This window comes from Moritella sp. 28 (genome assembly GCF_018219435.1).
Taxonomy (GTDB): domain Bacteria; phylum Pseudomonadota; class Gammaproteobacteria; order Enterobacterales; family Moritellaceae; genus Moritella.
Map to the genome: position 1 here is coordinate 1917371 of NZ_CP056121.1, position 12737 is coordinate 1930107.

General features: G+C 41.3%; 11 protein-coding genes. 6 read left to right on the forward strand and 5 right to left on the reverse strand.

What is annotated here, in order from left to right; all coding sequences use genetic code 11:
* Positions 1–35: 35 nt before the first annotated feature.
* From HWV02_RS08545 to HWV02_RS08555, 3 genes are all read right to left on the reverse strand, one after another.
* Positions 36–809: an ABC transporter ATP-binding protein gene (locus HWV02_RS08545; protein ID WP_211690181.1), complete on the reverse strand. Its 774-nt coding sequence runs from the start codon at positions 807–809 to the stop codon at positions 36–38.
* Positions 806–1876 (reverse strand): iron ABC transporter permease, encoded by a 1071-nt coding sequence (locus HWV02_RS08550; protein ID WP_211690182.1) that lies wholly within the window; start codon positions 1874–1876, stop codon positions 806–808. The genes HWV02_RS08545 and HWV02_RS08550 overlap by 4 nt, the downstream gene beginning before the upstream one ends.
* 80 nt (positions 1877–1956) lie before the next feature.
* Positions 1957–3099: an ABC transporter substrate-binding protein gene (locus tag HWV02_RS08555; RefSeq protein WP_255550624.1), complete on the reverse strand. Its 1143-nt coding sequence runs from the start codon at positions 3097–3099 to the stop codon at positions 1957–1959.
* 432 nt (positions 3100–3531) lie between these two features.
* Here HWV02_RS08555 and HWV02_RS08560 point away from each other — a divergent pair, with 432 nt between their 5' ends.
* The 5 genes from HWV02_RS08560 to HWV02_RS08580 all read left to right on the forward strand — a co-directional run bounded on the left by HWV02_RS08560 (position 3532) and on the right by HWV02_RS08580 (position 9689).
* The gene (locus HWV02_RS08560; protein WP_211690183.1) at positions 3532–4455 is read left to right on the forward strand and encodes a GGDEF domain-containing protein; all 924 of its coding nucleotides are present in this window, start codon (positions 3532–3534) and stop codon (positions 4453–4455) included.
* A gap of 39 nt (positions 4456–4494) precedes the next feature.
* The gene (locus tag HWV02_RS08565; RefSeq protein ID WP_255550625.1) at positions 4495–5364 is read left to right on the forward strand and encodes an FHA domain-containing protein; all 870 of its coding nucleotides are present in this window, start codon (positions 4495–4497) and stop codon (positions 5362–5364) included.
* A gap of 92 nt (positions 5365–5456) precedes the next feature.
* A complete protein-coding gene (locus tag HWV02_RS08570; RefSeq protein ID WP_211679285.1) occupies positions 5457–6134 on the forward strand; it encodes an ABC transporter ATP-binding protein in 678 nt (225 codons plus the stop codon).
* A gap of 28 nt (positions 6135–6162) precedes the next feature.
* On the forward strand, positions 6163–8598 hold the full coding sequence (locus HWV02_RS08575; protein ID WP_211690185.1) for an FtsX-like permease family protein: 2436 nt from the start codon (positions 6163–6165) through the stop codon (positions 8596–8598).
* Positions 8595–9689 (forward strand): lipocalin-like domain-containing protein, encoded by a 1095-nt coding sequence (locus HWV02_RS08580; protein ID WP_211679287.1) that lies wholly within the window; start codon positions 8595–8597, stop codon positions 9687–9689. Before HWV02_RS08575 ends, HWV02_RS08580 begins: the two co-directional genes overlap by 4 nt.
* A gap of 57 nt (positions 9690–9746) precedes the next feature.
* On the opposite strand, the gene HWV02_RS08585 is transcribed toward HWV02_RS08580, so the two are convergent.
* A complete protein-coding gene (locus HWV02_RS08585; RefSeq protein ID WP_211679288.1) occupies positions 9747–10847 on the reverse strand; it encodes a site-2 protease family protein in 1101 nt (366 codons plus the stop codon).
* A 401-nt stretch (positions 10848–11248) separates the two neighbouring features.
* Between HWV02_RS08585 and HWV02_RS08590 the strand changes: the two genes are divergently transcribed.
* On the forward strand, positions 11249–11842 hold the full coding sequence (locus tag HWV02_RS08590; protein WP_211690186.1) for a type VI secretion system-associated protein TagO: 594 nt from the start codon (positions 11249–11251) through the stop codon (positions 11840–11842).
* 181 nt (positions 11843–12023) lie between these two features.
* On the opposite strand, the gene HWV02_RS08595 is transcribed toward HWV02_RS08590, so the two are convergent.
* Positions 12024–12572 (reverse strand): TetR/AcrR family transcriptional regulator, encoded by a 549-nt coding sequence (locus HWV02_RS08595; RefSeq protein WP_211679290.1) that lies wholly within the window; start codon positions 12570–12572, stop codon positions 12024–12026.
* Between the last annotated feature and the right edge of the window lie 165 nt (positions 12573–12737).

Genomic DNA, 12737 nt, shown 5'->3' on the forward strand with positions numbered 1-12737 from the left:
CTTAGAGTCGCTTTTTTTAGATTAGTCCTAAAACATTAACCAGCTAACTGAGCATCAACATACAAATAACCGCCTGATGTTAATTCTAACGAGGTTGTTACTTTGTAGGCTTCAGCCAATACTGATAACCCGAGTACGTCTTCAGGTTCTCCTTGAGTTTTTATCCGGCCATCACTTAATAGAGCCAGTTGATCACAAAATTTAGCAGCTAGATTCAAATCATGTAACGCAGCTACCGTGATTATTTTTTTGGTGATAGTAAGTTCTTTGACTGCAGATAGAATCGATAATTGATAGTGTAGATCTAAGGCACTGGTTGGTTCATCGAGAAGAATAACTTCGGGTGAACGTACTAAAATTCTTGCCATCGCGACCATTTGTTGCTGACCGCCACTTAAATCACAAATATCCCTATCGGCTAATGCTGAGATAGAAAGTTGTTCTAAGATTGTGGATACTTGAAGTAAGTCAGTTTGTTTTACCCGCCAGGTTGATTGGTGCTTTAATGACAATAAAATACTTTCAAATACAGTCAAAGATACATTAGAGTGAAAAGATTGCGGTAAATAGGCAATTTTTTTCGCTCGCTCTTTTCTGCTTAATGTTGATATATCTACATCATTTAAAAAAATACTTCCGGATGATGGTTTTACCAATCCAGCAATAGCCTTGAATAATGTCGACTTTCCGGCTGCGTTGGGACCAAGTAAGCAGGTGAATGATCCTGTGTTTAAACTTTTGATAGAAGCATTTTTTAATACTTCATTACTGCCATAATTAACATTTAAATTATCTAGCACTAAACTCATTCGAATCGCTCCTTTGAATTACGGATTATAATAATCAAGAATACGGGTACGCCGATAAGTGCAGTGATGATACCAACTGGATAAATAATACCCGGTGTCAGCGTCTTACTGACAATCGATGTGATCGACAACATGGTTGCTCCAAGCATCGCTGATAAAGGTAAGAAATAGCGTTGATCTTCACCGACTAACATTCTTGCAATGTGCGGTCCGACTAGCCCGACAAAACCAATAATACCGACAAATGCTACCGCTGTTGCGGCTAATAGAGATATGCAAATTAGGATCTCTATACGTAGTCGTTTGACATCTACTCCCATACTTATTGCACTTTCATCACCAAGGCGAAGGGCTGTAAGTCGCCAGGTTCGAGACATACAAAATGGTAGAACAATCACCATCATTAACGACCCCATGCTGAGCTGCTGCCAGCTAGCACGTCCGAGAGAGCCTAACATCCAAAACACAATACGTTGTAACTGGGTTTCTGATGCAGAATACTCCATCATTGCTAACAGTGCATTAAAAGCAAAAAATATCGCAATACCAAATAACACTATGGTCTGTGTACCAACGCCTTTAATACGCGTCATTCCTAACAGTACAGCGCAAGTACAAAGTGCGAAGATAAAGGCATTTACAGTCACCAATAGGGAACCGACATTAGGGGCTAGCCCTACGCCCATCACAATAGCCAGTGCAGCACCAAAGCTGGCGGCAGACGAAATACCTAAGGTAAAAGGTTCTGCCAGTGGGTTGTTTAAGATAGTTTGCATCAGAGCGCCTGCCATACCAAGCATCGCGCCAACGACCAGTGCGGTGAGCGCTACAGGCATGCGGTAGTCCCAGATAATCACCTCAAGCTTAATACCGTGTGACGTTTTGTCCCAAATGACATCTAATACTGTTGTTAGAGGAAAATTGCCCGGGCCAGTGGCAATATCAACCAAGACACTTAAAAGTAATAATCCCGAAATTAATCCGATGAGACGAATTTTTTTTATCGAACGTTTCTGGTACTGATTCGTGGCGTTTAAACCGTTATCTATATAACTTAGTTGGTGCATTTTAGGCCTTTCTATAACAAAGGACGAGCTATGCTGATAGCTCGTCATATATTGAAAACTAATTTAATTTAATTTTATTGTTAATCTAGTTTCGTCCAAAAAACACCGGTTAAATCAATGGGCAAGAATCTATCGTGTAATTCTTTGAAATTAGCCTGAGGGTTTAAGTCTTTAAAATCCTCGGGGTAAAACCATTTTGCAAAGGTTTGTAGGGCGATAAAGTGATAAGGGCTGTTATAAAATTGATGATAAATAGAGTAAAATTCTTTGTTTTTAACCGATTTTAGTGCCGACCAACCTTTACGCTCTGATAGTGCTTTTAAGCGTTTTTGTGCCAATGCCTCAGTGGCTTCGTAACCGAATAACACTGCCGCTGTATTTGGATTAGCCTCAGCCCAGTTGGCTCCGGTACCAATAATGATATCTGGATCATCAGTGAAAAGCGCTTCAGGATTGACTTTACCAGAGTAACCTGGGAATTTACGACTTCCCCAGTTAATACCGCCAGCTTCATCAATTAGCTTACCTAAATTAGCATTACCGAACGTACTACAACATGCATCGGCATCGTAACCGGCAGCTTTCTCAATAAAAACAAGCGGGCGTTCTTCTAGTTTCTTTGTCTGTACTACGCTGCTTACTTTACGCATTTGTTGAATATAGTAATCAACAAATTCGTTGGCTTGTTTTTCTCTATTTAGTACCTTACCTAAGAGTAATAGACTGGGAATTGTATTTTGTGTCGGGCGTTGACGAAAATCGACAAATACAACTTTAATACCCGCTTTATCTAGTTTTTTTAGTAATCCACTTTCTTGTGCTTTTAGTAAATTACCTAAATTTAGGATAAAAAGATCGGTATCTAAAATAATGAGCTTTTCTAAGTTTAAATCGCCAGAGTAGGGGCTACCTAGATTGGCTATTTTGGTTATTTCGGGAAATTTTTCTTTGTATTTTCTATAAGCATCTGGATCATACTTAATCAGATCATCTTTCCAACCAACGACCCGAGATAAGGGGGCTTCTTTATCCAAAACGGCAAGCGAGTAAGCTAAACGACCTTCACCTAAAACAATATGGTTAACTTTTTCGTTGTCAATGCTCACTTGACGACCCGCAATATCTGTTACCGTGACAACTTCTGCCTGCAAGTTAAAAGCACTGCCTAATAATATGCATAGCAAACTCTTTTGCGCGATTTTAAGATTAAAACCTAACATCATTTTTCTCCGTTTGTTAATGATTGGGCTGCATAATACTAAAAATATGACACCCAGTAAATGCAAATGGTAATGATTCTCATTGTCGGTTAGTGTTTGGTCAATAGTAATCACAGATCGTAATTTTATTATCCAGATGTAAGCCTGTATCAAAAAAATCATTTGTGAATTTATTCATACTGGATTTATAACTGTTAATACGTTATGGGCTGAATTACGGTGCCTAAGTTTGGGATGGGATAAGATAAGTGTAATAAGCTGTAATATTTTTTAGAACTCAAAAGTGGTAATCTGCATTTAAACTGTTTATATAGTTTGCTTTTTGGCAACTGGTATAAAAACAGTGATGAGTCCTGTTATTATTTTAATAATAACCCGAGGAAAGTCAGATGCTTAATATTACTGACTTGAAAATAGAAGTTGGTGATAATAGTAATGACAGCACACACTTGGTTATCGTATAAGTTATTTAATCTTAGTTTCACACACCCGCTATTGTTAAATATGTTGATCAAATCAAAAGTAGCAGAAAGAGCCTATGTCAATTTAGCGAGTAAATTACAATCCAGTCTAGATCCTGAAGTCTTATTGACTATTTTTAAGCAAAGCGTCCGTGAATATATACCTCTCTGTCATCTTGAATTTCATACTGGACGTCATATTTTGACAGCTGAAATATCTGCTCCCGATAATGTTAATTTAAGGTTAGATTTATTTAATAACGACTATGTTTTTGGTCAGTTAGAGTGCGACTTAGAACAACGTCTAACCATGGTACAACAAGCGTTATTAACCCAGTTGTCTAAGGTGTTGAGCAATCCATTATATAATGCGCTGGAATATCAGAAAATGAAGTTACTGGCATTCAAAGACAGCTTGACAGGGCTCGCTAACAGAAATAAATTTGAGCATTGCTTTCAACAATTATCCGAAAATAGTCATAAAAAACAATTGGACTTATCATTACTTATCATTGATCTTGATGGCTTTAAATGGGTCAACGATAAATATGGCCACCAAACAGGGGATCTTGTGCTAGCCAACTTTGCGCAACTATTATTGAAGTTCAGTAGTGAACGAGTACAAATTTTTCGATTCGCTGGAGATGAGTTTACTATTTTGATTAATGGTGTGGATAAACATTTCATTTCATGCTTTGCACAGGGGATTCAAAATGCGGTAACCATAAACCATTCATTATCCGAGTTTAATCTATCTTGTAGTATCGGCAGTGCCGAATTTCAATGTGAAGATACATTGGATACCTTGTTTGCTCGTGCGGATAAAGCGTTGTACAGAGCTAAAGCGAAAGGGCGAAACCGTGCTGAATTGGCTGCTGGCACAGAATTATGTATGTAACGGATACGATTAAATTAATAATTATAGATGGAATTTTTTATGGCAAAAATTATCAATATTAATACTGAAGAGAAAGTTACGTTGATGCCACAGCATCTCTTTGGTAGGCAGTTTAATGCGCCACATTCATTATTGTTCGAGCCAGATAGTTCTTGTATGCATGCAACAATTTTTTGGAATGGGAGTGTGTGGGTACTGCAAGATTTGGGTTGTAATGGTACTTATGTTAATGGCAAACGAATTCACGGAGGACGTGAGTATCATTTACATCTGAATGATTTGATTAATTTCGGCAGTCTGTCCGGAGAAGGATGGCGTATTGTTGAGCTGTCTTCGCCAAATAGCTTATTAATATTGGTTACACTTGGGTTACCGGCTAGGGTACCAAAAGTGACTGAACTGGTTAGTCGACGAGCACAAGTTTGGCTTTTTATTGGCGCCAGTTCTACAGCTGAAAGGTTGCAGAATGATGTGTCTGATCTTGAAACTGTTGAACAAGTATCAATACAATTCATGGTTAGTCAAAATGAAGAACATGTTGCGATGAAATTAACGATGGGTGGCCAGGTGTTCGATCTAGGGCAACGCAATCATCACTATTTAATGTTAATCCTGGCTAGAAAACGTCTCGATGACGCTATTAAAGGGGTGAGGGCTGATGAGCAAGGCTGGATTGATAAAGAGTTACTGAGTAAGATCTTGGGGCAGAGTGAGAACCATATCAACATTCAAATATATCGTTTTCGTAAACAAATCGTTCAGTTATTGTCTAATTCATCTAGTTTACCGCAAGCTATTGAACGGCGGACAAGAGAAATTCGCTTTGCTTATGACAACGTGAATATCATTGGTGGTGCAGAGGTTGTTCCAGCTAAAGGTACATCAACCGCTAGACTTAAGAGAAGATAATTAAACAATATAATGTATCAATCGTGTGTCGTTAATATTAGCGACACACGCAAAGTGATGTCTTTCCTGTGAAAGTTCAAAAAGGAGTAACAGTGCCATTAACCATTGAGGCTCTTAGCCACCAGGTCTCGGACGGCCATGGCCAGCGAAAGTTGTTGTCAGATCTATGCTTAGCCGTGGGCGAAGGGGAATGTATTGGCCTGATGGGGGACAGTGGCAGCGGTAAAACTACCTTACTTAATCTTATTGCTGGGTTAGAGCCGATACAGCAAGGACAGATCACGCTTGCAGGGGTTCAACTGGCACAGGCGAGTGAACAGCAGCTCAGTGAACTGAGAAAGAAACAGTTAGGAATCATTTTTCAACAATATAATTTATTATCGAGTTTGTCGGTTCAGGACAATATTGCTTTTAGTGCCCGTTTGGCTGGGCGCTACGATACTGTTCTGTGTTATAACTTGGCTCAACAGTTAGACATCCACTCTTTATTAAATCAATATCCTTCGACGCTTTCTGGTGGCGAGTTACAACGTGTGGCGATTGCCAGAGCGATGAGTGCACAACCTAAATTATTACTTGCCGATGAGCCAACGGGTAATCTCGATGACGATAATAGTAGCCGTGTCGTGGCATTATTAGTTAAATTAGCTAAATCCCACAATACCGCACTCGTACTGGTTACTCATAGCTATAACGTTGCGGCCAAAATGGATAAGATCTATCAATTAGCGGATGGTCAGCTAAGCTTAATCAACCACGTCTATAAATAGAGATAATCGAGTTGGGGCGGTAGAGACGATGACGGATGGTAATGCTATTAGTTTCATCCGCAGAGTAGACGGGCAAGAATTGTGGCTGGCATTACAAACCCAGATTGCAGAATATAATCATCATCGCTTATTACATTTGGGTTTCATTTTCAGCTTAGCCATCGCTACCAGCACCTTGCTTTGTATTCTGGTCTTAAATCATGCGAGCAAACAACAATATAGCCAAGCCAATGCACAGTTAACGAGTCCTATCGGTTTTTATATTGTCGCTGAGCAAGGTGGTCGAGTGAGTAAGAGTGACTTTGCTCACTTGCGCAGACAAGGCTTCACTCACATTACGCCAGTATTAACATTTCGAAAGAATCTTGCGAATGGCGAACGTTTGAAGTTCCTTGCTATTGATATGCTAGGGCTGAGTATTGCTAATCCTGTCCAATTCAATCATCAAGCCGTTTTGTTCACTAAAGCGCATTTGGCGTCACTGGATGTTGATATCGATATCAACCCCGACGTTAATTCTGTATTGATATTGGCTGACAAAACCCCCATTCCCATTCGTTTAACCACAAGCGAACAATGGGGTCGGGTTGCACTGCTTGATATTGCACTCGCTTGGCAGTTATTTCCCCAGCAGATTGATTTTAGCGCGTTAATGGTGGCGCCATTGACAGCACCGCAGAAGCAGGCGTTAGAGGCTGCATTGCCCGCGCATTTATCCCTCAATGAACCTTGGTCATATCAAGAACGCAGTGGATTTGCCGATGCGCTGCACCTTAACTTAATGGCATTGGCTGTTTTAGGATTTATTGTCAGTATGTTTATTGCGTTTCAGGCTGGTGAGCAGGCTTGGCATAAACGTGCTGAATTAGCGATGCAGTTACGTTTGTTGGGGGTTGCACTACATACGATCAAAATAGCCATGTTGCTTGAAGCGTTATTTCTGGTGTTTGTTGCCAGTATTGTCGGGGTATTGATTGCCGTCGCGTTGGTGACTGTGTTGTTGCCCTTATTGGGCCTCACGTTTAGCCAGCTTTATTCGCTGAATATGAGCGGTCACTTTGCTTGGCAATGGCAATACGCATTATGGGCGTTGCTTATTTCATCTGTTGCGGTATTACTGGCATTAACAAAACAATTTAAACGGATCAGTACTGCGCATGTTACTTTTTCTACAAGTACGGTAACAGGCTACCTTCCTCGATTGGTCACGTTAGCGGGAGCGGTTATTCTATTGCTGTTATTTAGCGGGTGGCCGAGCCAAAGTTGGTATCAGATCATGGTTAAGTATGGCCTGTTATTGAGCGCGAGTGTGGTGTTTTTACCCCATTTTTTACAAGGCATGTTATTTTTAATTGGGCTGTGTGTGAGGTCTTTTGGATTTAACGCTTTCCGGGTTTACTATATTTTTCAAGATGCCAGTAATCAGATCAGACGACGTTACTTACCTCTAGCTGCTTTTTATCTTGCGTTAACAACCAGTATTGCAGCCGCTTTAATGGTACACAGTTTTGAGGGGGCGTTTGTGCGCTTTCTTGATCAACAATTAAGTGCAGATTTACTTATCCGTTATCATCATGGCCAAAAACCACAGGTGGAAGATTGGCTGCAAAATAACAATGATATTGATGAATATACTCTGCATCAGCATACTTGGGCGAGGGTAGAGAATGACGCCGTTAAAGTATCCAGTTATCAGTCACCCCAACAGCTGTCATCGCTATTATTAAAGTTGTTATCGACTAAGATTAAGCAGGGGTGCTTTATTAATGAACAGCTCGCGCTTAAACGCCAATTGGCCGTTGATCAATTAATTCATTTTCATCAAGGGGATATGCAATACAGCTGTCCCATTCAAGGTATTTATTATGAATATGGCTATCCGGGTTTTTCACTGACGTTAGATACCGCACAAGCTAATCGGTCATTTACGGGCTGGATTTATAGTGGTTTCGGTGTGTATTTTCGTTCCGGTACTGTTATCGATAAACAAGCTGTGGGCTTGGCGTTGGGATTGGCTGATGATCAAATCTATGAACCCTCACAAGTAAAAAAAATAGCGCTGAAGGTATTTGCACAGACCTTTGTATTAACGCAGTTGATTGCGGTTATATTATTGGTGATTGCTTGCTTTGGCCTGTTTTTATCGGCTAATGGTTTAGAGCTGGCACGTAAAGCCGATTTATACATTTTGTGCAGCTTGGGTTATAGCAAGGCCGAGCTGTTTGTTCATATGCTGATGCAATGGTGCTTACTTGCTGTGGGCTGCGTACTTTTAAGCTGGCCAATCGCCACAATATTAGCCCATGCGTTGGTGAGTCAGGCATTACCAGCTTCTTTTGGTTGGTCAATGCCACTGATCTTCAATGTGGGGTCCTTTGCTGTCAGCAGCATATTCGGATTGTTATTCTTATTGCCAGCACTCGGTATTCCGCTGTTTAAATTGAATTTAAGGAGTCGCAGATGAAACCACGTAAAATGTTTAAATTGTTCGTGTTTGTAGTATTAGTCGTACTCTTATTATTATCCTGTGGCGAACAAGTCAAAACACTACCTGAGCTGAATAAAAGTCCGCTTAAAGTCGGAGAAGGTGAGGAACTACAATATGCGCAGGCCTTACCTGAGCATCAGTTTCGTTTTCCTCAAGCACATTCGCCACATAAAGATTATCGCCATGAATGGTGGTACTTAACGGCTAATTTAAAGAGTGACTCCGGAATACCTTTTGCTACGCAATGGACGTTATTCCGTACCGCGGTTAATCAGGCGCAGTGGTATTTTGCTCATGGTGCGTTGGCGGATACTAAGGTGCATCTTGCTGCCTTTCGTCAGGGAAGGGAAGAGTTTGCTAATGTGGCTATTACTGAGCAACCTTTTTCTGCTGCAATTGATGATTGGTTATGGCAGTCGTCGGCGGCATTATTACCTGCGCAGCTCAGTTATGGATCTGCGCGTACCGATAATGAAGCGTGGCAGGTAAAATTATCGCTAGTGACTGCGAGTCCATTTTTTCTGCAAGGTGAGCAGGGCTATAGTAAAAAGCATCAGCGTGAGGCGATCGCGAGCCATTATTATTCTCAGCCCTTTATCGACGTAGAAGGTAAAATATTATGGCAAGGACAATGGCTCAATGTGACTGGTTCGGCTTGGTTTGACCGCGAGTGGGGATCGGCAATGCTCGCGCAAGATCAGCTGGGGTGGGACTGGTTTTCTTTGCGTGTATCAACAGATAAAGCCTTGATGATTTACCGTATTCGCTCTTCTGAACAGGATTTTATCTATGGTAGCTTGATGCATACTAATGGCGCTATTGATATTCTTGATGCGAATAATATTAAGTTGGTCAGTCATGTTAACGATAGGCTAGATTATCCCTATGCATTTGACTTACAAGTAGAAAAACAAAGTATTGGTTTAAATGTTGATTTACGCGTGGCTGTGATTAATCAGCAACAGATCATGCGCTTTGGTATTGAATATTTTGAGGGAATGGTCAGTTTTAAAGGTTCTCATGACGGAGAGGGGTTTGTGGAAATGACGGGTTATGTAAACGAGTGAACAATGAAGCCCATTGCAGAAAATCAAGTCGCAATGGGCTGGTGGCACCGCTGGTTATTAGCTTTGTAATATCTGCAGTGGCAAGGAGAGTAACTCATCGCCCATACCGGCAAAGTACCAAATTACGCCAATAAGTGCGCCTACTGTTGCCATATACCAGGTAGCGGAAAACAGCTGCCCGTATCTGTCGAGGGGTAATAAATGGCTTTGATGACGGCTACGCCATTCAAATACGATCTCGACGCTACCAATTAACAGCATGAAGCCAAGCAGGGCTAGGCCTAAGCTATAGCTGATGAATACCCCGGCCACGGCTCCAGCGATACAAGCAACTAGGCCTACGACGCTGTTCATCGAAAAGCTAATGCTTTTTAGGATGTGGCCACCATCGAGCGGTAAAATCGGTAACAAGTTAAATAGATTCAGCAAGGCGTTAAAGCTGGCCAGTCCGGCAAAGAATATTTCCCCTGTTAGCCAGTAGGCGACAAGAGACAGCAGCGACATGAGCAAGCCAAAGGTGGGGCCCATAATCGAGATCACCACATCTTGCCAACGGGTATTAATCTTATCATCACCTAATGCTAACCCGCCCATAAACGGGATCAGGTAAATGCCTTTGGTCTTCATACCAAAGTATTTCATGGCTTTAACATGGCCGTATTCATGAAACACCAGACAAGCAATCAAGGCGAGGGCAAACTGCCATGAAAATAGCCATGAATAAGCAGCCAGACTGGCGCCGGCCAGCACTACCTTGATAACCTTGGCACTCTTCAATAACTTTAACGCCAGCGAGCCTAAACCAATTAAGCTAAACTTTTGCTTTGCAACAACTGGATGTTGCGGGGTTTGCCGTTCAATATCTTTTGTGTCGCGCTGGCCTTGGTTAATGAGCTGTTCATCAACATACAAGGCGTAGTCTATTTTAAAGGGTTGCCAGAGTAGCTCGGTGGTTAGCTTTATAAGGATGCTGGCTGGTGGTTGCGTATCATCGCTGTGTTGGTTGAGTTCAAATTCATGGGTTTTACTGCCCTCATTGTCACTAGAGGCGTTGATCACCGACACGAGTTTGTCGTCCCAAAATACTTGTTGCCAGCCTGCTAGCGAGCCTTCTAGCCGCAGCGATTTGCCAAGGCAGTCAATGTTTAATAATTCCAAGTTAAGCCTTTATATCTATGCGGTCGTGATGCCGAGTAATAGAGTTTAAGTTACTGTCGTGACAGTATGTTTGCCGACGGCAGAGTATAGCAAAAAGTATAGCAAAGAGAAAAACGCGATGACAGTACCAGCTGAATGGATTTGCTCGACGTTATCTGTACGTGAGGACTATTGTTCTCATTTGGTTACTTGCCTTTTGGTCATGTCTTTTGCAATTGTTGCAGGCTTAGATTCGAGGTCGTAAACTTATCTGATGAAAGGTCAAAATAAGCAAAAATGCGGCGTACCGCACGAGAGTAATCATCAATAGTCGCTGGCCGTTTACCTTGCAGCAATAAATTGGTAAGGTATTGTTCATAAAGAGTATTAAAGCGTTAAGCATCGCAAGGATAGAGCTGAAGATGATGAGACAAATTTTACTGGTAGCAGCCTCACTGTTGTTGGCTGCAAACGCTAGCGCTGCAATAACTGAAAAAGAATATGCTAAATGCGCTATTGTTGAAGGGGATCTGGTTAGACTTGAGTGTTTTGATAATTTGGCTGTAGCTAAAAAGCTTAATGTCCGTCAAGTTAAACCAGCGTCGTTCGTGGGCAAAGGAAAGTGGTATGTATCCGTAGATGGTTCTAAGGCCATCACATTGACTTTGAATGCTGATTCTGGAAAAAACCGATGGGGTAAACCGGTTTCTCTGGTTGTAAGGTGTAAAAATAATACAACAGATCTCTATATTGGCTGGAACGACTATCTTGGTCTCGAAGCTTCGGTTCTGACCCAAGTCGGTACGCATAAAGCAATGACTCAAAACTGGAGTATGTCTACTGACAAAAATACCACATATCACAACGAGCCAATTCCTTTCATAAAAGAGATGCTTGATTCTCCTAAGTTAGTGACTCAAGTAACGTTGTACAATAAAAGCGCCATTACAGCTGTTTTCAATACCTCTGGTTTAGAAAATATCATAAAGCCACTTAGAGAACGTTGTGGCTGGTAATTTGTATCAATAACTTAGTGTGATTATTCAGCAACGGATGACGCTGCTGAGTTTGCGATACTTGTCGTTATGGCAGAGTAGAGTAGAGTAGAGTAGAGTAGAGTGTAGAACGGTTCGGGGCAGAAAGTGTCAGTACCCTTGGTCTAATTCGCTCCTTTTCCAGAGCAAAAAAGAATATCCGCTAGCTCGCATCCCCCCCTGAAAGTTGGAGGATCCAAGACGCTATCTCTTCAATTTTGGTTTGGTTGCCATTTAGTAGTCGGGTCATTAAACCACCAAGTAACAAAGCATACGCCTGATTAGCATTCCCTCTGCCTACGATTTTATTTAGCTCAGCTAGGAATTTGCTGTCAGCCATTTTTAGAAGCTTATCATTCGCTATATCTTGGCTGTCCCTATTTTTGACATAGTCCAGTAGCACCGTCATTTCGCCCTTAAAACGGCTATCCAAGGTCTTTATCAATTGGACTATGGCTTGCTCCTTGTCTTCAGGTAGAGCTGAAGTACTATCTACGCCATAAAGTGAGTGTGGCTCTAGCACAAACTCTGTACAGGCGGTAAATAACTCTTCTTTACTTGAAAAGTAATGATAAAGAGCGCTTTTGGATACACCCAATGCTTCTGCAATGCCTCGCATTCCTAACCCGTTCAGCCCGTGTTCTGAAAAAATATCAACTGCTTTGGTGATTAATTTATTACGGTATGCTTCTCGATCTACGATTTTTGGCATGGTTTCGCCCCTTTTAAAGTCCCTAGGACTATATTCTCATTTCCTTTAAAAGTCCACTGGACGATAAAAACCATCATTTAAAAGACCAGTTGGACTAAAAACATTGACAAGATCCAAATTGATCGGTTAATCTTATTTGGACCGGTCGGACTAAATAAGATTGTA

What these genes read in the sequence shown, in the direction of transcription:
- HWV02_RS08545 (WP_211690181.1), bottom strand. Translation starts at nt 809, where the DNA reads ATGAGTTTAGTGCTAGATAATTTAAATGTTAATTATGGCAGTAATGAA.
- HWV02_RS08550 (WP_211690182.1), bottom strand. Translation starts at nt 1,876, where the DNA reads ATGCACCAACTAAGTTATATAGATAACGGTTTAAACGCCACGAATCAG.
- HWV02_RS08555 (WP_255550624.1), bottom strand. Translation starts at nt 3,099, where the DNA reads ATGATGTTAGGTTTTAATCTTAAAATCGCGCAAAAGAGTTTGCTATGC.
- HWV02_RS08560 (WP_211690183.1), top strand. Translation starts at nt 3,532, where the DNA reads ATGACAGCACACACTTGGTTATCGTATAAGTTATTTAATCTTAGTTTC.
- HWV02_RS08565 (WP_255550625.1), top strand. Translation starts at nt 4,495, where the DNA reads ATGGCAAAAATTATCAATATTAATACTGAAGAGAAAGTTACGTTGATG.
- HWV02_RS08575 (WP_211690185.1), top strand. Translation starts at nt 6,163, where the DNA reads ATGACGGATGGTAATGCTATTAGTTTCATCCGCAGAGTAGACGGGCAA.
- HWV02_RS08580 (WP_211679287.1), top strand. Translation starts at nt 8,595, where the DNA reads ATGAAACCACGTAAAATGTTTAAATTGTTCGTGTTTGTAGTATTAGTC.
- HWV02_RS08590 (WP_211690186.1), top strand. Translation starts at nt 11,249, where the DNA reads ATGATGAGACAAATTTTACTGGTAGCAGCCTCACTGTTGTTGGCTGCA.
- HWV02_RS08595 (WP_211679290.1), bottom strand. Translation starts at nt 12,572, where the DNA reads ATGCCAAAAATCGTAGATCGAGAAGCATACCGTAATAAATTAATCACC.